This is a genomic window from Streptomyces genisteinicus (genome assembly GCF_014489615.1).
Classification (GTDB): domain Bacteria; phylum Actinomycetota; class Actinomycetes; order Streptomycetales; family Streptomycetaceae; genus Streptomyces; species Streptomyces genisteinicus.
In genome coordinates this window covers 1,511,322-1,531,755 of the sequence record NZ_CP060825.1, presented here as the reverse complement: position 1 = coordinate 1,531,755, position 20,434 = coordinate 1,511,322, and the positions used below count along the sequence as shown (strand labels likewise).

Below are 20,434 nucleotides of genomic sequence, written 5' to 3'. Positions count from 1 at the left end.
CCGGTTCACCCCCCGGCCGGCCCCGCCGGGCCCGCGCCGTCCGCCGTGCTGCGGGCGCCCGCGCCGCCCCGTACCCCCGCGCCGCCGTCCGCCGTGCCCCGCACCCCCGCCGTGGACCGGGTGCCGTCCCCGTCCCGTGCGCCCGCGCCGCCGTCCGCCCGGCGGCGCGCGGGGACGGACGCCCCCGCCACCCCCGCCGCCTGCTCGCACGCGGCCGTGAAGCGCGCCGCGACGCCGGGCCGCTGCGCCCAGTGGGTGTGCAGGTAACTGGCGTGCACGCCCTGCTGCACGAAGCCCTCGACCCGGCGCTCCGGACGCACCATGCCCCAGGCGGGGACCGCGCCGGAGCCCGGCTCCAGCACGGTGCGGTGGAACTCGTGCCCGCGCAGCCTCGTGCCGGACGCGGCCAGCGGGTTGTCGGCGACCGCGACGGCCTCCCGGTATCCGAGCGTCAGCCGGCCCGTCATCCGGGCCTCGGCGTCCAGCACCCCGCACATCGGCTTCCCGTCCAGCGACTTCGCCAGGTACAGCAGCCCCGCGCACTCCGCCGCGACCGGGGCCCCCGACCTCGCCAGCGCCGCGACGGCCCGGCGCAGCGGCTCGTTGGCGGACAGTTCGGGCGCGTACACCTCGGGGAAGCCGCCGCCTATGACGAGCCCGCGGGTCCCCTCGGGAAGCCGTTCGTCGCGCAGCGGGTCGAAGGGGACCACCTGTGCCCCCGCCGCCCGGAGCAGTTCGACGTGCTCGGCGTAGGAGAAGGTGAACGCCGCCCCGCCGGCGACGGCCACCACCGGCCCCGCCGCGTCCGCCCCGGTCCGCGTCCGGCCCGCGGGCCGGTCGGCGAGGGCGTCGCCCCCGGCCGCCGCCGCCGGGTCCCAGGGGGTGTCCGTGAGCGGCGGCGCGGAGCGCGCCAGCGCCAGCAGCGCCTCCAGGTCGCAGCCGAGGCGCACCTGTTCGGCCTGCGCCCGCACCGCGTCCACCGCGTCGGTGTGCCGCTCGGCCACCGGCACCAGGCCCAGGTGCCGCGACGGCGTGGCCATGTCGGCGGCCCGCCGCAGCACCCCCATCACCGGTACGCCGGACTCCTCCAGCGCCTCCCGCAGCAGATGCTCGTGCCGGTCGGTGGCGACCTTGTTGAGGATCACCCCGCCGATCCGCACCTCCGGGTCCCAGGAGGCGAAGCCGTGCACGAGCGCCGCCACCGACCGGGACTGCGACGACGCGTCCACCACCAGCACCACCGGCGCCCGCAGCAGCTTGGCCACCTGGGCCGTCGACGCCAGCTCGCCCTGCCCGGCGGCCCCGTCGTAGAGCCCCATGACGCCCTCCACGACGGCCAGTTCGCAGCCGCGCGCGCCGTGCGCGAACAGCGGCGCGATCAGCGAGGTGCCGCACTGGTAGGCGTCGAGGTTGCGGCCGGGCCGCCCGGTCGCCAGGGCGTGGTAGCCGGGATCGATGTAGTCGGGGCCGACCTTGTGCGGGGACACGGCGAGGCCCCGCCCGGCGAACGCGGCCATCAGGCCGGTCGCGACCGTGGTCTTGCCCGCCCCCGAGGACGGTGCGGCGATGACGAGACGTGCTACCACTCGATGCCCCGCTGGCCCTTCTGCCCCGCGTCCATGGGGTGCTTGACCTTGGACATGTCGGTCACCAGATCGGCGAAGTCGACCAGCTTCTGCGGCGCGTTGCGCCCGGTGATCACCACGTGCTGGGTACCCGGCCGGGAGCGCAGCACCTCGATCACCTCGTCGGTGTCGATCCACCCCCAGTGCAGCGGGTAGGCGAACTCGTCCAGCACGTACAGCCGGTGCGTCTCGGCCGCGAGGTCCCGCTTGACCTGCTCCCAGCCCTCGCGGGCCTTGTCCTCGTTGGACTGCTCGCCGGCCGCGGGCTCCCGCTGGATCCACGACCAGCCCTCGCCCATCTTGTGCCAGGCGACCGTGCCGCCCTCGCCGCTCGCGCCCAGCACCTTCAGCGCGTTCTCCTCGCCGACCTTCCACTTGGCCGACTTGACGAACTGGAACACCCCGACCGGCCAGCCCTGGTTCCAGGCGCGCAGGGCGAGCCCGAAGGCGGCCGTCGACTTGCCCTTCCCGACACCCGTGTGCACGAACACCAGGGGGCGGTTGCGGCGCTGGCGTGTGGTGAGGCCGTCGTCCGGTACGACGGTCGGCTGTCCCTGCGGCATTACGCGGCCCTCCTGGCGGTGGAAACTTCCCTGACGTCCCGGACGAGGCCGGCGATCGCGTCGGCACGGAGCTCGTCCAGGGTGACGGCGGTGCCGCCGAGTTCGCCGGCGAGGGTGCCGGCCAGTCCGAGCCGTACGTACCCGGACTCGCAGTCGACGACGACGGCGGCGGTGCCCTCGGCGGCGTGCAGCCGTGCCGCACGCAGCGCCTGCCCGAACGCGTCGCCCGCACCGGTGGCCCGGCCGTCCGTCACGACGACCAGCAGCGGCCGCCGGGACGGGTCCCGCAGCCGCTCGGTGCGCAGTGTCCCGTGGGCCTTCAGCAGCCCCTCCGCGAGCGGGGTGCGCCCGCCGGTCGGCAGTGACTCCAGCCGGGCGGCGGCCGCGTCCACCGACGACGTGGGCGGCAGCGCCAGCTCTGCCGTGCGCCCCCGGAAGGTGATCAGACCGACCTTGTCGCGCCGCTGGTAGGCGTCGAGCAGCAGCGACATGACCGCGCCCTTGACGGCGCCCATCCGCTGCCGGGCCGCCATCGAGCCCGAGGCGTCCACCACGAAGAGCACCAGATTGCCCTCGCGCCCCTCGCGGGTCGCCTGCCGCAGGTCGTCGCGGCGCACCACCAGACCCGGTCCGGTGCGCCCCCGGGCGCGCTGATGGGGCGCGGCCGCCTGGACGGTCGCCGCCAGATGGAGCTTGGTGAGGCCGCCCCGCGGCCGGCGGGAGCCGGTGGTGCGCCCGTGCTCGGTGTACGCGCGGGACCTGCGCCCCGCCGCGCCCTCGCCGAGCCCGGGCACGCTCAGCATCCTCGTCCGGTACGGCTCGCCGGCCCCGACGGGGCGCTGCTCACCGGGGCCGGGGCCGGGGGCGGGCGGGGGAGAAGGCGCCGGGTCCTCCCCGGAGCCCGCGGCAGGGGACTCCTGCCCCTGCCCCTGGGGCGGGACACCGCCTCCCGGGCCGCCGTCGGGGCCCCCGTCGCCGGGCCCGCCGTCCGGGCCCCCGTCACCGGGGTCCGGGTCGGGCTCGGGGTCGTCGCCCGACTGCTCCAGGGCCTCGTCGAGCTTCGACTCGTCCAGGCCGGGCGCGTCGAAGGGGTTGCGCCGCCTGCGGTGCGGCAGCGCGAGCAGAGCGGCCTGCCGCACGTCCTCCCCGGCGACCTCCGTCCGGCCGTCCCAGGCCGCCAGCGCGGTCGCGGTGCGTGCCATCACGATGTCCGCGCGCATGCCGTCGACCTCGAATGCGGCGCAGGTGGCGGCGATCTGGCGCAGCACCGCGTCGCCGAGCACCACCGAGGGCAGCAGTGCCCTGGCGGCGACGATCCGCTCCCGCAGCGCCGCCTCCTCCCCGGCGAAGCGTGCCGCGAACGCGGCCGGGTCGTCGTCGTACGCCAGCCTGCGCCGTACGACCTCGACCCGCCGGCCGGGGTCGCGTGACGCGGCGACCTCCACGGTCAGCCCGAACCGGTCGAGCAGCTGCGGACGCAGCTCGCCCTCCTCCGGGTTCATCGTCCCCACCAGCAGGAAGCGCGAGGCGTGCCGGACGGAGACGCCCTCGCGCTCCACGTAGGAGGCGCCCATGGCGGCGGCGTCCAGCATCAGGTCGACGAGGTGGTCGTGGAGGAGGTTGACCTCGTCCACGTAGAGGATTCCGCGGTGCGCGTCGGCCAGCAGGCCCGGCTCGAACGCCTTGACCCCCTCCGCGAGCGCCCGCTCGATGTCCAGCGCCCCGACCAGCCGGTCCTCGGAGGCGCCGACCGGCAGCTCGACCAGCGGCGTCGGCCTGCTCACGGCCGCGGCCCCCTCGTGCGGGCCGTCCGGGCACCCGGGGTCGGGAGCCGCGGGGCGGCAGGCGAACCGGCAGCCCGCCACCACGTCCATGGCGGGCAGCAGACCCGTCAGACCGCGCACGACCGTCGACTTGGCGGTGCCCTTCTCACCTCGTACGAGCACACCGCCGATCGCCGGGGACACGGCGTTGAGCAGCAGGCTCAACCGCATGTCGTCCATCCCGACGACCGCCGTGAACGGATAGTGGACGCTCATCGCCTGCTCACTCCTTCAGTCGTTCCCTCGACGTCTGCGCGCGCCCCGTCGCGGGGCGGCCCGCCGGCGTGGCCCCTGCCGGCGTTCACCGTGCCGCCGGTGCGCCGGGCGGGACGAACGGCAGGCCCTCCGGAGGCCCCTGCTCGATCAGCCGCAGCAGCCCGCCGGTGTCCGCGTGCTCCTCGACCAGGTCGCCGAGCCGGTCCAGCTGCTCCTCGCGGAGCGCGCCGAAGCAGGTGTCCGGCGCGGGGACGAAGCGGCGTCCGGCCTGCGCCGCCACCTGCCGCAGGAAGGCCCGGCGGAAGCCGTCGCCCTCCAGCGAGCCGTGCCAGTGGGTGCCCCACACCGAGCCCACCCGGCAGCCGTCCAGGAAGGGCTCGCCGCCCAGCACCTCGGCGACGCCGTGGTGGATCTCGTACCCCTCGACCCGCTCGCCCAGCGCCTCGCCCACCGGCCTGGCCAGCGTCTTCTCGCGGGCGAACCGCACCCGCACCGGCAGCAGTCCGAGTCCTTCGACCTCGCCCGCCCGCGACTCGACGTCGTCCTCGATGTGCTCGCCGAGCGCCTGGAAGCCGCCGCAGACGCCGAGCACCGGACGTCCCTCGGCCGCCCGCCGGGCCAGCGCCGCCGCGAGGCCCCGCTCGCGCAGCCAGGCGAGCGCCCGGACCGTGCCGCGGGTGCCGGGGACGACGACGAGGTCGGCGTCGGCCAGCTCCTCGGGCCGGTCCACGAAGCGGACCACGACGCCGGGTTCGGCGGCGAGCGCGTCCACGTCGGTGAAGTTCGACATCAGCGGCACGGCGCAGACGGCGACCCGCAGCACGTCCTCGCCGACGGGCGGGGCGACGACGGACTCGCGCACGGCGCCGCGCAGCGACACCCGCAGCCCGTCCTCCTCGTCGATGCCGAGCCCGTGTGCGTAGGGCAGCACGCCGTAGGTCCGCCGTCCGGTCAGGCCGTGCAGCATCTCCAGGCCCGGTTCCAGCAGCGTCACGTCGCCGCGGAACTTGTTGACGAGATAGCCCGCCACCAGCGACTGGTCCGCGGCGTCCAGCAGCGCCGTGGTGCCGAAGAACTGCGCGAACACCCCGCCCCTGTCGATGTCGCCGACGACGAGGACCGGCAGCCGGGCGGCCCGCGCGATGCCCATGTTCACGATGTCCGTGCGCCGCAGATTGATCTCGGCCGGGCTGCCGGCGCCCTCGCAGATCACGGCGTCGTAGCTGCCGCGCAGCTCGTCCAGGCAGGCCATCACCGGCTCGAACAGCTCCCGCTGGCGGTTGCCGTGGTAGCCCCGTGCGCTCATCTCGCCGACCGGTCTGCCCATCAGCACGACCTGGCTGGAACGGTCGCTCCCCGGCTTCAGCAGCACCGGGTTCATGAGCGCCGTCGGCTCCACCCGCGCGGCCTGCGCCTGCATGGCCTGCGCCCGTCCGATCTCCGCGCCCTCGCGCGTCACGAACGAGTTCAGCGACATGTTCTGGCCCTTGAAGGGAGCGACCTTCACCCCCTGGCGCACCAGCCACCGGCAGATCCCGGCGGTCACCACGCTCTTGCCCGCGTCCGACGTCGTCCCCGCGACCAGCAGTCCGCCGCCGCTCATGTCCGCCTCCCCCTCGTCGTGGCGCGGACCAGCCGCGCGCCCGCGCAGACCGCCAGCGCCAGTGCGCCGACACGGCGCGACAGCCGCACCGCCCGGTCGATGTCCCCGAACTCCACGGCCCGGCCCTCCCCGTTGAGGACGGGCCGGTGCTCGACGCGCCCCGCGTACGACAGGGTGCCGCCCAGCCGCACGCCCAGCGCTCCCGCGAACGACGCCTCCACCGGGCCCGCGTTGGGGCTCGGGTGCCTGTCCGCGTCGGCCCGCCAGGCGCGCAGGGCGCCCCGCGGGTCGGGTCCCGCGAGCACCGCGAGCACGGCGGTGAGCCGGGCGCCCGGCCACCCGGCCACGTCGTCCAGGCGGGCCGAGGCCCAGCCGTAGCGCAGGTACCGGGGGGAGCGGTGGCCCACCATCGCATCGAGGGTGTTGACCGCCCGGAACCCCAGCAGGCCCGGCACGCCCGCGACGGCGCCCCACACGAGCGCCCCGACGACCGCGTCGGACGTGTTCTCCGCGACGGACTCCACGACGGCGCGGGCGATCTGCGCCTCGTCGAGGGCCTGCGGGTCGCGGCCGCACAGATGGGGGAGGCGTTCACGGGCCGTGCCGAGGTCCCCGGCGGCGAGCGCGGCGCCGACGGCGCGTGCCTCCCGCCCCAGGGTGGTGCCGCCGACGACGGCCCAGGTGGCGGCGGCGGTCAGGACCACGGAGGCGGCGGGGGAGCGGCCGGCGGCACGGGTGGCGAGCAGACCCGCCCCGATCGCGCCCCCGGCGCACACCGCGGTGTGCAGGACGCCCCGGCCGCGGTCGTCGCGCCACAGGAGGCGTTCGACGGCGCCGGCGGCCCGTCCGAAGGCGGCGACGGGGTGTCCGCGGCGCGGGTCCCCGATCAGCAGGTCGGCGGCGAGGCCGGCGGCGGCGCCGTACGCGAACGTCCGGTCCGCGGGTGTCCGTTGGGCACGCATGGGGTCAGCGGCCCCGGGGGTGGCGTCGGACGGGCAGGGGCGAACCGCAGCCGGGCATGACGACGAGTCCTCACTCAGGGTCCGCGCCCTGGTTCGACGTGACCGGCGGTGAGAGTTCCTGGCTCCCCGGGGGTCCCCGGGTGACAGTGGCGGGACCGCGCCGGATTCGCACCGGACTTCCTCTGCTGCCGCCGTATTGGCCCCGGCAGTCCACCACGCCCGCGAACGCCCGTCAACTCACCCTTGACCTGCGGCGGGACAGTGTGCCGAGGCCCACACCGCGGCCCGTACCGCGCACAGCGCGCGAGCCGGGCGCGACCGCACCGCGGGGGTGCCGTCACGCCCGGCTCGCGGACGTGTTCCGGGCCGCGGGGCGGCCGGAGGGGTGGCCGTCAGACGACGACCAGGTAGATGCCGAACGCGACGGCCGCCGCGCACAGGGCGAAGCAGGCGTAGGCGCCGGTACGCGCCAGGGCCGCGGAGCCGCCGGACGACTCCTGCCGGCCGAGGCCGATGATGCCCAGGGTGAAGAGGCCCACCAGGGCGATGGTGGCGACGAGGCTCACGCCGAACACGGAGCCGAGGGCTACCCAGTCGATCTTCATGCTGATGCTTCCTTAAACCCTGGCCGGGCGGGCCGGCTCGGTCTCGGCCGAATCGGAGGCCGGGGCCGGGATGGTGGTCTTGAACTCGCCGGCGGGCGGCGGGGCGACGGCCGCCATGGCGGTGGTGACGACTCCGGCCGGCTCCTCGTCCGCCTCGACGTCGTTGACGTTGGTGTGGTCGACGACCTGGCGGCGGGAGACGAGCCAGATGGCGAGGCAGGACGCCACGAGGAAGACGGCGACGACGGCGACGCCCCAGTCGCCCTGCTTGGTGACGAACTCCGAGGCCGCGGCGACCAGACCGGCCGCCGGCAGCGTCAGGCCCCAGGCGACGAACATCCGGGTCGCCGTGGACCAGCGGACCACACCGCCCTTGCGGCCGAGGCCCGCGCCCATCACGGCACCGGAGCAGGAGTGGGTCGTCGACAGGGAGAAGCCGAGGTTGGAAGAGGCGAGGATGACGCTCGCGGCGCTGGTCTGGGCGGCGAAGCCCTGCTGCGGCTGGAGGTCGGTGAGGCCCTTGCCCATGGTGCGGATGATGCGCCAGCCGCCGAGGTAGGTGCCGAGCGCGATGGCGACACCGGCGGAGACGATGACCCACATCGGGGGGTTCGAACCGGGGGCGAGCACGTTGCCGGCGACCAGGGCGAGGGTGATGATGCCCATCGTCTTCTGCGCGTCGTTGGTGCCGTGCGCCAGCGAGACCAGGCCCGCCGAGGCGATCTGGCCGGCGCGGTAGCCCTTGGCCGTGGCCTTGTCGTCGGTCTTCCTGCCGAGCCTGTACGTCAGCCGGGCCGCCAGCATGGCGCCGATGCCGGCGACGAGCGGGGCGGCGATCGCGGGGATCAGGACCTTCGTCACGACGACGCCGCCGTTGACGCCGGAGAAGCCGACGGAGGCGACGGTGGCGCCGATGAGGCCGCCCATGAGCGCGTGCGAGGAGCTGGACGGCAGGCCGACCAGCCAGGTCAGCAGATTCCAGAGGATGGCGCCGACGAGCGCCGCGAAGATGACTTCAGGTGAGATGCCTGATTCGTCGACCAGGCCACTGGAGATCGTCTTCGCGACCTCCACGGACAGGAACGCGCCGACGAGGTTCAGAACGGCGGACATGGCCACCGCGGTCTTGGGCTTCATCGCGCCGGTCGAGATGGTCGTCGCCATCGCGTTGGCGGTGTCGTGGAAACCGTTCGTGAAATCGAACACGAGAGCTGTCACGATCACAATCGCGAGCAGCAAGGTGATGTGTTCCATTTACCCAGGCAATCGTTTGACGTCATTGACGTGTGGACCGTAGGCAACCTGGGTGAACGGAAGATGAACTGGGTCGGGCGCTGTGGTGTCCGCAAGTGGCGTCAAGAGGTTCCGTTTGACGTTCCGGGCCGCCGCCGACCGCGCGGGGCGTTCACTCGAACACCCTCCGTTGCGCCCGCCCCGCCCGGCCCCCGTGGCACCGGCCCCCGGCGCGGGCGGGGCACGGCCTGACAGGATCGGCCCATGACCTCACAGGCGCACGGCGGCACGATCGAACAGGCGTGGCGGGACCTGGTGGCGACGGCCCGGCGGACGGCCGCCGAAGGACTCGTCGTCGGCACCTCCGGCAATGTCTCCGTACGAGTGGACGGCGATGTCGTCCTCGTCACCCCCAGCGGTGTCCCCTACGACCGGCTCGGCCCCGGCGATGTCCTCGGGGTCGACCTCGACGGCAACCGCGTCATCGGCACCGCGGCGCCGACCAGCGAGCTCCCCCTCCATCTCGCGCTGCACCGGGAGACCGGCGCCCGGGCCGTGGTCCACACCCACGCGGTGCACGCCACCGCCGTCTCCGTCCTGGTCCCCGAACTCCCTCCGGTCCACTACATGACCGCCGCCCTCGGCGGCCCGGTCCGGGTCGCCCCCTACGCCCCCTACGGCACCGGGGAACTCGCCCGGAACATGCTGGCGGCCCTGCGCGAGCGCACGGCCTGCCTGCTGGCCAACCACGGCACCGTGGCGTACGGCGACACCCTCGACCAGGCGTACGACCGCACGGCGCAGCTGGAATGGATGTGCCGCCTGTGGCTCACCGCCTCCTCGGTCCCCGGCCGCAGCCCCGCACTGCTCTCCGAGGCCCAGCTGGCCGACGCCGCCTCCCGGCTGCGCGGCTACGGACAGCCCGCCTGACCTCCCGGGGCCGGAACCGGCCGGCGGCCGTCCACTGGCAGTCGCCGGCCACTGTGCCGACACTGGAGCGGTGCGCCCGGCTACAGCGACGGCAGCGGCCGTCACCACCCTGATCGGCGTCGGCGCGGCCACGGTCGCCGCCGGACGCCACGCCAGCAGTGCCGCGCTCAGAGCGCCCGCCCCGAGGGCCCTGCCCGGTGATCCGCGGCTGACCGTGCACGGCGCAGGCGCCGGGCGGGTCACCCTCACCCGCAGCCTCGCCTCCCTCCGCCCGGGGACCTACGGCCTCACCGGTTCCGGGGTCCACGCCGTCGTCGGACCGGTGCTCGGCGGGGCGGCGGCCTCGGCCGACACGGTGGTGCGGCGGCTCGACCGCGTGGCCGACGGCGGGCTCGCCCCCGGCGCCCGCGTCCGCTTCACCCCCCAGCTGCACGAGGGCGACCCGGCCACCGCGCTGGGCGTCCCCTTCTCCGACGTCGTCGTCCCCGGAGAGCTCGGCGGCCTCCCCGCGTGGTTCGTCCCCGGCGCCCGGAGCACCTGGGTGATCACCGTGCACGGGATCGGCACCACCCGGGAGCACCCCCTGAACCTGCTGGGATTCCTGCGGGAGCAGCGGTTCCCGGTGCTGAACCTCGCCTACCGCGGCGACGCCGGAGCCCCCCGGTCCCCGGACGGTCTCAGCCACCTCGGCGACTCCGAATGGCGCGACCTCGACGCGGCGGTCCGCCACGCCGTGCGGCACGGCGCCGAGCGCGTCGTGGTCCACGGCTGGTCCACCGGCGCCGCCATGGCGCTGCGCGCCGCGGCGGGGTCGGGGCTGCGCGACCGGATCGCCGGCCTGGTCCTGGACTCGCCCGTGCTGGACTGGGAGGTCACCCTGCGGGCCCTGGTGGCGGCCCGCGGCACCCCCGCCCCGCTGCGCCCCCTCGCCGTCCGCGCCGCGCTCGGCCGGACCGGTCCGCACGCCGGCCGGCTCTCCGGGGCGGCGGAGCCCTGGGCCGTGCGGGTCCCGACGCTGATCTTCCACGGCCCCGACGACACCCTCGCCCCCTGGCAGGGCTCCCGCCGCCTGGCCGGCGAGCGGCCGGACCTCGTCACCCTCCACACCGTCGACCGGGCCCCGCACGGCGCCATGTGGAACGCCGACCCCACCCGGTACGAAGAGGTCCTGAGGCGCTTCCTCACCCCCCTCGCGTAGCGCCCGGGCGGCTGCGGGACGGGCCCCGGAGACCCTTCCGTGACCCTCCGTTTGGGCTTTCGGGCCGTCAGCGGGAACACTGCTCCTGTGACGTCCCGAAAGCCTGATGAGCAATTGGCGCGCAACTCCAGACTCCGTCTCGTCCGCCCGCGTCCCATGGCCAGTGCGCGACGGGCCGTGACGACCCGGCGTACCCGCCCGGCGACCCGCCCGCCGGAGGGCACGCCCGCCCCCGCCGAGCTGGCCCGCCAGGCCCGCTCGGTCCTCGCCGACGCCGTGCGCATCGCGCGCTGGGCCGCCGTCGAACGCGGCCCCGCGGCCGCCCGTTCGGTCCCCGGGGCGCGGCAGCGCGCGGCCGCCGCGCTGGACCTGAACCCCGAAGAGGTCCGCGCGGGCTGGGACCGGGCCCGGCTGGCCGGCCTCATCGAGATGCACGGCGACGCCGCCCGCCCCGGCTGGCGTCTGCACGCCTGGGACCGCGACGACATGGCGGTGCTGCGCGGCTGGGTGGCCCTCTTCGACGCCTGGTCGCTGGCCCACCCCGCCCCCGCGGACGTGGCCCCCACCGCCCTGGCCGAGGTGGTCGAGGCCGTGCCGCAGGTGCTCTCCCTGCTGCAGCTCTCGGCCGGCCCGGTACCGACGGACACCCTCCTCGACCTGCTCCAGCAGCGCGTGGCCGAGCTCCGCGAGGAACGCTGCGAGGTCCCCTCGGCCCAGGACGCCGAGGCCCCCCGGCCCCCGGCGGACGAGGTCCCCGTGTCGGTGCTCCTCGACTGGGCCCTCGAAGGGCTCGCGTCCGTCGGCGCGCTGACCCTGGACCGGAGCCAGGCCACGCTCACCCCGCTGGGCAACTGGGCGGTGTGGGTCAAGCTGGAGCAGATCTGCGTCGCGGCGCAGAGCCCGGCCGGCAACATCGAGCAGTCCGCCGAGGACATGCTGCGCGGCTGCGCCCGCCTCACGCCGGGGCCCGCCCGCGCGGAGTACCGGGCGTGGATCGCGGCCCGCACCGTGGCCGGCGCGGTCGGCGAGCTGCTCGGCGTCGCCCGCGGCGAGGACGCCCTGCTGCGCGGCCTGGCCTTCGAGGCGCTGCGCGTCGTCGGGGCCCCCGCCGAGGGCGAGGTCCGGGCGGCCGCCTCGGAACCGTCCCTGCGCCCCTACGCCCTGCTCTGGCTCGCCGAGTACGACGGCGCCGACCCGGAGGACGCCGCCGACGTGCTCACCCGCGAGGAGGCGACCTGGCTCTGGGTCGACACCGCGGCCGCCGTCGCCGACCACGGCGAACCGCAGCTGCTGCTGCGCCACCTGGACTCCGCGGTGCAGGGCACGGTCCCCGCGCTGATCGAGGAGGTCCGGGCCGGCGGGCACCCCCGTACGGTCCAGGTCCTCGTCGCGCTCGCCGCCGCCCACCCGGACCCGGCGCTCGCGAAGGCGGTGCGACGCGCGGCCTTCCAGGTGCACACCGGCGGCGTCTGACCTCCGCACGCGAAGGGGCGGCCCGGGGCTACGAGGCCCCGGCCGCCCCCGGCGCGTAGGTGCCGAAGCTCCAGATGTTGCCCTCCAGGTCGCGCGCCATGTAGTCGCGGGCGCCGTACTCCTGGTCGGCCGGCTCCATCACGATCTCGGCCCCGTGCGCGGCGGCCCGCGCGTGGTGCGCGTCCACGTCGTCGACGTGGACGAAGACCCCGGCCGGACCGGCGCCCCGCATCAGCGCGTCGAACTCGCTCCCGGTGCCCCTGCTGCCCAGCATCACCATGCCGTTCCCGTGGACGAGCTCCGCGTGGGCGACCGAGCCGTCCTCGTTCTCGTACAGCGCGTGGACGGTGAAGCCGAAGGCCTCGGTGAGCTGGCGGACAGCGGCCGGGGCGTCCGCGTAGACCAGGGTGGGGCAGATGCCCGGTGACTGAGGCATGGTGCGCGCTCCTCGCCCGCTCGACTGCCGGAGGTGATCCGGCTCCCAGTCTGGCAGCCCGGCGCGGGACCCGCGGGCTCAGCGGAACGTGTCGCAGCGGGCCGTGTCGCCGGTGCGCAGCCCCTGCCGGAACCACGCCTGCCGCTGCTCCGCCGATCCGTGGGTCCAGGTGTGGGGCGTGACCCGGCCCTGGTACCGCTGCTGGATCCGGTCGTCGCCCACGGCTGCTGCCGCGTCGAGGCCGTCCAGGACGTCCTCCTCGGTGAGCTCGGTCAGCAGCGGGCGTCCCGTGTCCTCGTCGGGTGTCGTCGTCGCGTGGTGCGCCCACACCCCGGCGTAGCAGTCCGCCTGGAGCTCCACCCGGACCGCGGCGGACCCGGCGCCCGTCCCGCCGTCCTGCGCCCGGCCGAGGACGCCGGTCAGGTTCTGCACGTGGTGGCCGTACTCGTGGGCGACGACGTACGCCTGCGCGAACGGGCCGCCCCGGGCGCCGAACCGGTCGCGCAGCTCGCCGAAGAATCCGAGGTCCAGGTAGACCTGCCGGTCGGCGGGGCAGTAGAACGGCCCCACCGCCGAGGTCGCGGCGCCGCAGGCGGTGCCGACCCGGCCGGTGAACAGCACGGTCCGTGCGTCCGTGTACCGGCCCTGGCGCCGCTGGAACTCGGCGCGCCAGTAGTCCTGCACGCTGTTGACGACCGCCACGATCCGGCAGTCCTCGCGCGTGGCGGCGTCCGAGCCCCGCCGGCAGGCGCTCGCCACCTCCGCCTGCGAGGACGCCGCCACCGCGGGGTCCTCGTCGCCGGAGGACAGCCCCAGCTGCTCGGGGCCCACCCCGAAGAAGAGACCGAGGACCAGCGCGACCAGCCCGGCGATGCCGCCGCCGATCGTGGCCCGGCCGCCGGGGACGCGGCCGGAGCGCGCATCGCGGACCTCGGAGGTGTCCAGACCCGCGTCGTCGTCGAACTGCACGGGCGACCTCCGCTCCTCGGCGGCGGCCGCCCGCCACTCCCGGCGAGTATGGGGCCGTACACCGTGTTTCGCCCTGTCCGGGAGGTTTCATGCCGGTCTGCGGGGGCGCACGGAGGGGCCGCCGTGTGCGACGTGGCGCCGGTCACGGTGCGCCGGACCCCGGAAAAACACTTGCCGGACCCCGTTAGACTGGCCGTATGGCAGTTCTCCTCGTGCCTTAGACGGCGTCGAAGCGTCGCTCACCCGTCCCTTCCGCCGTCCACACCGCCCTGGAGTCCTCCCCCGTGATCACCGCGTCCGGTATCGAGCTGCGCGCAGGCGCGCGCGTCCTCATCGAATCCGCCTCCTTCCGCATCGCCAAGGGCGACCGCATCGGCCTCGTCGGCCGCAACGGAGCGGGCAAGACCACCCTCACCAAGTGCCTGGCAGGCGAGGGCATCCCCGCCGCCGGCACCATCACCCGCTCCGGCGAGGTCGGCTACCTCCCGCAGGACCCCCGCACCGGCGACCTCGACGTGCTCGCCCGCGACCGCATCCTCTCCGCCCGCGGCCTGGACACCCTCATCCGCAAGATGCGCATGAACGAGGAGCGCATCGCCACCGGCCAGGGGGCCACCCGCGACAAGGCGCTGCGCCAGTACGAGCGCCAGGAGACCGAGTTCCTCACCAAGGGCGGGTACGCCGCCGAGGCCGAGGCCGCCACCATCGCCGCCGCGCTGGGCCTGCCCGACCGGGTGCTCGGCCAGCCGCTGCACACCCTCTCCGGCGGTCAGCGCCGCCGCGTCGAGCTCGCCCGCATCCTGTTCTCGGACGCCGACACCCTGCTCCTCGACGAGCCGACCAACCACCTCGACGCCGACTCGATCGTCTGGCTGCGGGACTACCTGAAGACCTACCGCGGCGGGTTCATCGTCATCTCCCACGACGTCGACCTCGTGGAGACCGTCGTCAACAAGGTTTTCTACCTCGACGCCAACCGGTCCCAGATCGACGTCTACAACATGGGCTGGAAGCTCTACCAGCAGCAGCGCGAGGCCGACGAGAAGCGCCGCAAGCGGGAGCGGCAGAACGCCGAGAAGAAGGCGGCCGCCCTCAACTCGCAGGCCGACAAGATGCGCGCCAAGGCGACCAAGACCGTCGCCGCGCAGAACATGGCCCGCCGCGCCGAGCGGCTGCTGGCCGGCCTCGACGACGTCCGGGTCGCCGACAAGGTCGCCAAGCTCCGCTTCCCCGAGCCCGCGCCCTGCGGGAAGACGCCGCTGACGGCGGAGGGCCTGTCGAAGTCGTACGGCTCCCTGGAGATCTTCACCGACGTCGACCTGGCCATCGACAAGGGCTCCCGGGTCGTCATCCTCGGCCTCAACGGCGCGGGCAAGACCACCCTGCTGCGGCTGCTCGCCGGCGTGGAGCAGCCCGACACCGGCCAGGTCACCCCCGGCCACGGCCTCAAGCTGGGCTACTACGCCCAGGAGCACGAGACCCTGGACCCCGACCGCACGGTCCTGGAGAACATGCGCTCCTCGGCGCCGGACCTCGACCTGGTCGAGGTCCGCAAGACCCTCGGGTCGTTCCTGTTCTCCGGTGACGACGTCGACAAGCCCGCGGGTGTGCTGTCCGGTGGCGAGAAGACCCGTCTGGCGCTCGCCACCCTGGTCGTCTCCTCGGCGAACGTCCTGCTCCTCGACGAGCCCACCAACAACCTCGACCCGGCGAGCCGTGAGGAGATCCTCGGGGCGCTGCGCACCTACAAGGGCGCGGTCATCCTCGTCACCCACGACGAGGGGGCCGTGGAGGCGCTGGAACCGGAGCGGATCATCCTGCTGCCCGACGGCGTCGAGGACCTGTGGGGCGCGGACTACGCGGATCTGGTCACCCTCGCCTGACGGCCGCCATGCCCCCGCGAGGGGGCCGGTGATCCACTCCGTATGGATCATTCGGCCTACGAGAGCTCCGTCATCTGTGTGAGGACCTCTCGTACCGCGGCGCGGCGCCTGGCGGACGGCCCCGCTCCGCCCCCTCCCGGGTCCGTGCCCGCGAAGGCGTCGCTGACCAGCAATTTCGGCCCGGCGGCTGGATCTTTTCGTCGCTCACCACGACTGGAATGCCTGATTCCGGTCGTGATGGCCCGACCGCCCGCCCTCAAGCGTTCCGTACTGACCCTGTCGAATGGGTGGCCAGGACGCCCGGAAGGGGTGATCATGAGAAGTCCAGAGCGCACTTCCCATGAGGAGGCACGGGTGGCCGAGACTCTGAAGAAGGGCAGCCGGGTGACCGGCGCCGCGCGCGACAAGCTCGCGGCAGACCTGAAGAAGAAGTACGACTCCGGGGCGAGCATCCGGGCGCTGGCCGAGGAAACCGGCCGCTCCTACGGATTCGTCCACCGGATGCTCAGTGAGTCCGGAGTCGTCCTGCGTGGACGTGGCGGAGCGACACGGGGCAAGAAGGCAGCCTCGGCCTGACCTCCGCCACACCGGACATGACTCCTCCGGCACACCGGTTCTTCTGCGGTGGCCACCCGGGCGGCCGGACGGCCCTCCGGGTGGTTACTGTGCAGTAGCTCGACTTCACGGGCATCACTGCACCGAACCGGAGGCGTCCCATGACCTCGCTCGACCCTGTGCTGGACAAGGACGGCGTACGACTCACCGTCGACGGCGCCGTCGCCACGGTGACCCTGACCAAGCCGGACAAGCGCAACGCCCAGGACTTCGCTCTGTGGCGGGCGTTGACGCAGGCCGGCCGGTCGCTGCCGGGCGACGTGCGGGTCGTGGTGCTGCGCGGCGAGGGCAAGTCCTTCTCCGCCGGCCTCGACCGGCAGGCGTTCACCCCCGAGGGGTTCGACGGCGAGCCGTCGTTCATCGACCTGGCACGCGGGACCGACGCGGAGACCGACACCGCCATCGCCGGATTCCAGGAGGCGTTCACCTGGTGGCGGCGGCCCGACATCATCACGATCGCCGCCGTCCAGGGCCACGCGATCGGCGCGGGATTCCAGCTCGCGCTCGCCTGCGACCTGCGGGTCGTCGCCGAGGACGTGCAGTTCGCCATGCGTGAGACCGCGCTCGGTCTGGTCCCCGACCTGACGGGTACCCACCCACTGGTGTCCGTCGTCGGGTACGCCCGCGCGCTCGAGATCTGCGCGACGGGGCGCTTCGTCCACGCCGAGGAGGCCGAACGCACCGGCCTGGCCAACCTCGTCGTCCCCGCCGGGGAACTCGACGCCGCCGTGCGCGACCTCGCCGGGGCGCTCCTCGCCGCGCCGCGCGACGCCGTCGTCGAGACCAAGGCCCTGCTCCAGGGCGCCGCCGGCCGCACCTACGACGACCAGCGAGCCGCCGAACGCGCCGCGCAGACCCGCCGGCTGCGCGACCTCGCGGGCCTCTCCGACTGACCCGGAGCCCCCGGACGCGGCACCGGCGGGGCCACCCGCTCCGGCTGACCGCTCCTTCGGACACCCGGCCCGCGGCCCGGTCGTACGGCTCCACCGCCGTACGACCGGGCCGCTGCCGTGTCCGGGGCCGCCGTTCCTCCGGTCCGCCGCATTCCCGGAGCGGGACGGGGCACCCGCACTTAGTGTGGTCAGGGGCCCTGCTCCGTGTCCGGACGAGGACATGAGACGGGATCAGGCCCGGGGGAGGAAGACCAGCCCGGAAAGGATCACGTGATGAGCGAGTCAGGCGACCGCCGACCCCAGAACGCAGGCGAGCAGACGGGTGACTCCCGCAGGCCGTCCGTCAGCAAACGACCCGAGGCGGGTGTGCGGGGACGCACCACCATCGCCGACGGCGTCGTCGAGAAGATCGCGGGCCTCGCCGCGCGGGACGTCGTCGGCGTCCACGCGATGGGCAGCGGCATCTCGCGCACCTTCGGAGCCGTCCGCGACCGGGTTCCCGGCGGCAGCGGCCGGTCCAACGTCACCCGCGGCGTCAAGGCGGAGGTCGGCGAGGTCCAGACCGCCCTCGACCTGGAGATCGTCGTCGACTACGGGGTCTCCATCTCCGACGTCGCCCGCGCCGTGCGCGAGAACGTCGTCGACGCCGTCGAACGCATGACCAGTCTCGAAGTCGTCGAGGTCAACATCGCCGTCAGCGATGTGAAGCTGCCCGACGAGGAAGAGGACGAGCCGGAGCAGCGGATCCAGTAGAGGAGCTCCAGATGAGCATGGCCGTGGTCGGCATGGTGGCCGGCATGGCTCTCGCGTTCGCCGGATACTTCGGCGGATTCGGGGCGTTCGTACTGGTCGCCGCACTCGGGGCGGTCGGTTTCGTGGTCGGGCGCTTCCTGGAGGGCGACCTCGAGGTGGGCGAGTTCTTCCGGGGCCGCGACCGCGGCGACGGGCGGAGGTGATCCGCGATGGCGGCCGCTGAGGCCTCTGCCGGTGGCACGCCGAGAGTGGCGGCCGCCGAGCGCGGATCGACCACGGTGGCCGACCGGGTGGTGGCGAAGATCGCCGCCCAGGCGGCACGCGAGGCACTCGGCGGCGTCCCCCCGGACAGCGCGGCCCCGCACGCCATGGTCGCCGTGCACCACGACACCGCCCATGTGCGCGTCACCCTCGAACTCGACTACCCCTCCGACATCGGCGCGCGGTGCGCCGCGGTGCGCCGCCGCGTCACCGAGCGGGTCACCACCCTGGCCGGCATGGAGGTGCCCGAGGTCGCGGTGCAGGTGGAGCGGCTGCACTCGGTCCACACCAGGCGCGGGGCGAAGGAGAGGCTGCGATGACCGAGCCGCAGTCCCCGCCCGGCGGGCAGCAGGCGGCTGCGCAGCCCGCCGCCGGCATGGACCAGTCCTCCTCGGCTGCCGACTACCGCCCCGCGCCCGCCGACGGCGGCGCCACCGGCCGCTTCTGGTCCGGCCGGCGCGTGCCCGCCGCCGTCGTCGCGGCCGTCGTCCTCGGCGCCGCGGGACTGCTGCTCTACGACGTCGCCGCGGTACGCGCCGACCGCCCGGCCATGCAGTGGCGGCGCTCCCTCGCCGACCACCTGGCCGACTGGCGGCTCGACGAGATCGGGGTGCTCGCCGCCTCGGCCGCCGTCGCGCTCCTCGGCGTGCTGCTCCTGGTCCTGGCTCTCACGCCCGGCCTGCGGTCCCTGCTGACGATGCGGCCGGGGCGGGCCGCGGTACGGGCCGCGCTGGACCGGGAGGCTGCCGCGCTCGTCCTGCGGGACCGGGCGATGGAGGTCGCCGGAGTCCAGTCCGTACGCGTCAGAATGCGGCGCTCAAAGGCGTCGGTCCGGGCCCGGTCGCACTTCCGCCCCCTCGACGAGGTACGCGCCGACCTGGACGCGGCCCTCGGTACGGCACTGAAGGAACTCGGTCTCGCCCGGCCGCCGGCGCTCGCCGTGCGCGTCGCACGACCGCCGGCCGGGAAGAAGTGAGGACGCATGTTGCGCGCTGTCAACCGGGTCGTGCTCGCCCTGGCCGGGCTGGTCCTGCTGTGCACCGGAGGCGCGGTGGTCGCCGCCGGGGCGGGGCTGGACGTCCCGTCGTGGTGGCCCTGGTCGGGCCCCGGCGACGTCCTGCTCAGCGACGCGGACCGCACCCGCTGGCGCGACGAGGGCTGGTGGTGGCCGGTGGTCATCGCGGTGCTCGCCGTCCTCGTGGTGCTCGCCCTGTGGTGGCTGCTCGCCCAGCTGCGCCGGGCCCGGCTCTCCGAGGTCCTGGTGGACAGCGGCGACGGCGAGGGGGCACTGCTGCGCGGGCGGGCGCTGGAGGGCGTGATGGCCGGTGAGGCCGAATCGCTGGAGGGCGTCTCGCACGCGCGGGTGCGGCTGACGGGCCGGCGCAGGACCGCCCCCGCGGCACGGATCCTGCTCCAGCTGGAGCCGCACGCCGCGCCGGCCGAGACCCTCACCCGCCTGGTCGACGAGGCGGTCGGCCACGCCCGGCACTCCGCCGGCCTGTCCGAGCTGCCGGCCGAGGCACGGCTGACGGCGTCGAAGCACGGGGCGCGACGGGTCACCTGACGCGCGTGCCCGCGCGGGCGACGAGGGCGCGGCGCCTTCCCTCCGGGGCGGGCGCCGCGCCCTCGTCCTGTCAGAAGCCGTGCCGGGCGCCGCCGTCCACGGGCACCATCACGCCCGTGACGTACGAGGCCGCGGGGGACAGCAGGAAGGCGGTCACCTTGCCGAACTCCTCGGGGGTCCCGTACCGGCGCAGCGGGATGCGCGACTCGTTGGACGCACGGGCGGCGTCCGCGTCGCCGGAGAGGGCGTCGAGCTCGCGGACCCGGTCGGTGTCGATGCGCGACGGCAGCACGCCGACCACCCGGATGCCCCGGGGCCCCAGCTCGTCCGAGAGGGACTTGGCGAAACCGGCCAGCCCCGGCCGCAGGCCGTTCGAGATGGTCAGGCCCGCGATCGGCTCGTGGACCGAGCCGGACAGCACGAAGCCGATCACCCCGCCGTCGGACAGCTCGGCGGCCGCCGTGCGGGCCAGGCGCACCGCGCCGAGGAAGACCGACTCGAACGCCGACTGCCACTGCTCGTCCGTGTTGTCCGAGGCGAAGCCCGGTGCCGGACCGCCCACGCTGATCAGCACGCCGTCGAAGCGGCCGAAGTGCGCCCGGGCCGCGGCGACCAGACGCTCCGCGGCGGCCGGGTCGGCGTTGTCGACGGCGATCCCCACCGCGTCGGGGCCGAGCTCGGCGGCCGCGCCGGCGACCGTCTTCTCGTCCCTGCCGGTGATGACGACCTTCGCGCCGTCCGCGACGAGCTGCCGCGCCGAGGCGTTGCCGAGGCCGCGGGAGGCGCCGGTGACGATGTAGACGCGGTCCTTCAGTCCAAGATCCATGGC

21 protein-coding genes and 1 riboswitch are annotated in these 20,434 nt (G+C 74.9%); of the genes, 11 read left to right on the top strand and 10 right to left on the bottom strand.

Translation table 11 applies throughout. From position 1 onward, the window contains the following. Positions 1 to 5: 5 nt before the first annotated feature. From IAG43_RS06805 to IAG43_RS06775, 7 genes are all read right to left on the bottom strand, one after another. Complete coding sequence (locus IAG43_RS06805) at positions 6 to 1,586, bottom strand: cobyrinic acid a,c-diamide synthase CobB (RefSeq protein ID WP_246574103.1); 1,581 nt, start codon at positions 1,584 to 1,586, stop codon at positions 6 to 8. Then, the gene (gene cobO, locus IAG43_RS06800; protein WP_187739859.1) at positions 1,580 to 2,188 is read right to left on the bottom strand and encodes a cob(I)yrinic acid a,c-diamide adenosyltransferase; all 609 of its coding nucleotides are present in this window, start codon (positions 2,186 to 2,188) and stop codon (positions 1,580 to 1,582) included. Before cobO ends, IAG43_RS06805 begins: the two co-directional genes overlap by 7 nt. After that, the gene (locus tag IAG43_RS06795; RefSeq protein WP_187739858.1) at positions 2,188 to 4,227 is read right to left on the bottom strand and encodes a putative cobaltochelatase; all 2,040 of its coding nucleotides are present in this window, start codon (positions 4,225 to 4,227) and stop codon (positions 2,188 to 2,190) included. Before IAG43_RS06795 ends, cobO begins: the two co-directional genes overlap by 1 nt. Before the next feature lie 85 nt (positions 4,228 to 4,312). Further along, positions 4,313 to 5,830 (bottom strand): cobyric acid synthase, encoded by a 1,518-nt coding sequence (locus IAG43_RS06790; protein WP_187739857.1) that lies wholly within the window; start codon positions 5,828 to 5,830, stop codon positions 4,313 to 4,315. Further along, positions 5,827 to 6,792, bottom strand: coding sequence for a cobalamin biosynthesis protein (locus IAG43_RS06785; protein ID WP_187739856.1), 966 nt, complete (start codon positions 6,790 to 6,792; stop codon positions 5,827 to 5,829). Before IAG43_RS06785 ends, IAG43_RS06790 begins: the two co-directional genes overlap by 4 nt. Before the next feature lie 90 nt (positions 6,793 to 6,882). Beyond that, a riboswitch (cobalamin riboswitch) is annotated at positions 6,883 to 7,022 on the bottom strand. Between the two features lie 162 nt (positions 7,023 to 7,184). Further along, a complete protein-coding gene (locus tag IAG43_RS06780; RefSeq protein WP_187739855.1) occupies positions 7,185 to 7,397 on the bottom strand; it encodes a hypothetical protein in 213 nt (70 codons plus the stop codon). A gap of 12 nt (positions 7,398 to 7,409) precedes the next feature. Next, positions 7,410 to 8,651: an inorganic phosphate transporter gene (locus IAG43_RS06775; protein WP_187739854.1), complete on the bottom strand. Its 1,242-nt coding sequence runs from the start codon at positions 8,649 to 8,651 to the stop codon at positions 7,410 to 7,412. A 243-nt stretch (positions 8,652 to 8,894) separates the two neighbouring features. Here IAG43_RS06775 and IAG43_RS06770 point away from each other — a divergent pair, with 243 nt between their 5' ends. The 3 genes from IAG43_RS06770 to IAG43_RS06760 all read left to right on the top strand — a co-directional run bounded on the left by IAG43_RS06770 (position 8,895) and on the right by IAG43_RS06760 (position 12,231). After that, on the top strand, positions 8,895 to 9,560 hold the full coding sequence (locus IAG43_RS06770) for a class II aldolase/adducin family protein (protein WP_187739853.1): 666 nt from the start codon (positions 8,895 to 8,897) through the stop codon (positions 9,558 to 9,560). A gap of 70 nt (positions 9,561 to 9,630) precedes the next feature. Beyond that, positions 9,631 to 10,758, top strand: a complete 1,128-nt coding sequence (locus tag IAG43_RS06765) for an alpha/beta hydrolase (RefSeq protein WP_187739852.1) — start codon at positions 9,631 to 9,633, stop codon at positions 10,756 to 10,758. 87 nt (positions 10,759 to 10,845) lie between these two features. Further along, positions 10,846 to 12,231: a hypothetical protein gene (locus tag IAG43_RS06760; protein ID WP_425508572.1), complete on the top strand. Its 1,386-nt coding sequence runs from the start codon at positions 10,846 to 10,848 to the stop codon at positions 12,229 to 12,231. Between the two features lie 28 nt (positions 12,232 to 12,259). Here IAG43_RS06760 and IAG43_RS06755 read toward each other — a convergent pair whose 3' ends face one another. Further along, positions 12,260 to 12,667 (bottom strand): VOC family protein, encoded by a 408-nt coding sequence (locus IAG43_RS06755; RefSeq protein ID WP_187739850.1) that lies wholly within the window; start codon positions 12,665 to 12,667, stop codon positions 12,260 to 12,262. Positions 12,668 to 12,745: 78 nt separating this feature from the next. After that, positions 12,746 to 13,636 carry a KPN_02809 family neutral zinc metallopeptidase gene (gene ypfJ, locus IAG43_RS06750; protein ID WP_187739849.1) on the bottom strand — a complete coding sequence of 297 codons (891 nt, stop codon included), beginning with the start codon at positions 13,634 to 13,636 and terminating at the stop codon, positions 12,746 to 12,748. Positions 13,637 to 13,920: 284 nt separating this feature from the next. On the opposite strand from ypfJ, the gene IAG43_RS06745 reads away from it, so the two are divergent. From IAG43_RS06745 to amaP, 8 genes are all read left to right on the top strand, one after another. Continuing rightward, positions 13,921 to 15,519, top strand: a complete 1,599-nt coding sequence (locus IAG43_RS06745; protein ID WP_187739848.1) for an ABC-F family ATP-binding cassette domain-containing protein — start codon at positions 13,921 to 13,923, stop codon at positions 15,517 to 15,519. A 354-nt stretch (positions 15,520 to 15,873) separates the two neighbouring features. After that, positions 15,874 to 16,095 carry a helix-turn-helix domain-containing protein gene (locus tag IAG43_RS06740; RefSeq protein ID WP_005319113.1) on the top strand — a complete coding sequence of 74 codons (222 nt, stop codon included), beginning with the start codon at positions 15,874 to 15,876 and terminating at the stop codon, positions 16,093 to 16,095. A 140-nt stretch (positions 16,096 to 16,235) separates the two neighbouring features. Continuing rightward, on the top strand, positions 16,236 to 17,027 hold the full coding sequence (locus tag IAG43_RS06735) for an enoyl-CoA hydratase/isomerase family protein (protein ID WP_187739847.1): 792 nt from the start codon (positions 16,236 to 16,238) through the stop codon (positions 17,025 to 17,027). A 273-nt stretch (positions 17,028 to 17,300) separates the two neighbouring features. Next, complete coding sequence (locus IAG43_RS06730) at positions 17,301 to 17,780, top strand: Asp23/Gls24 family envelope stress response protein (protein ID WP_187739846.1); 480 nt, start codon at positions 17,301 to 17,303, stop codon at positions 17,778 to 17,780. Positions 17,781 to 17,791: 11 nt separating this feature from the next. Further along, positions 17,792 to 17,983 (top strand): hypothetical protein, encoded by a 192-nt coding sequence (locus tag IAG43_RS06725; protein WP_187739845.1) that lies wholly within the window; start codon positions 17,792 to 17,794, stop codon positions 17,981 to 17,983. A 6-nt stretch (positions 17,984 to 17,989) separates the two neighbouring features. Then, positions 17,990 to 18,361, top strand: coding sequence for an Asp23/Gls24 family envelope stress response protein (locus IAG43_RS06720; RefSeq protein ID WP_187739844.1), 372 nt, complete (start codon positions 17,990 to 17,992; stop codon positions 18,359 to 18,361). Further along, positions 18,358 to 19,017, top strand: a complete 660-nt coding sequence (locus IAG43_RS06715) for a DUF6286 domain-containing protein (RefSeq protein ID WP_187739843.1) — start codon at positions 18,358 to 18,360, stop codon at positions 19,015 to 19,017. Before IAG43_RS06720 ends, IAG43_RS06715 begins: the two co-directional genes overlap by 4 nt. Before the next feature lie 6 nt (positions 19,018 to 19,023). After that, on the top strand, positions 19,024 to 19,605 hold the full coding sequence (amaP, locus tag IAG43_RS06710) for an alkaline shock response membrane anchor protein AmaP (RefSeq protein ID WP_187739842.1): 582 nt from the start codon (positions 19,024 to 19,026) through the stop codon (positions 19,603 to 19,605). A 70-nt stretch (positions 19,606 to 19,675) separates the two neighbouring features. Here amaP and IAG43_RS06705 read toward each other — a convergent pair whose 3' ends face one another. Then, positions 19,676 to 20,431, bottom strand: a complete 756-nt coding sequence (locus IAG43_RS06705) for an SDR family oxidoreductase (protein WP_187739841.1) — start codon at positions 20,429 to 20,431, stop codon at positions 19,676 to 19,678. Between the last annotated feature and the right edge of the window lie 3 nt (positions 20,432 to 20,434).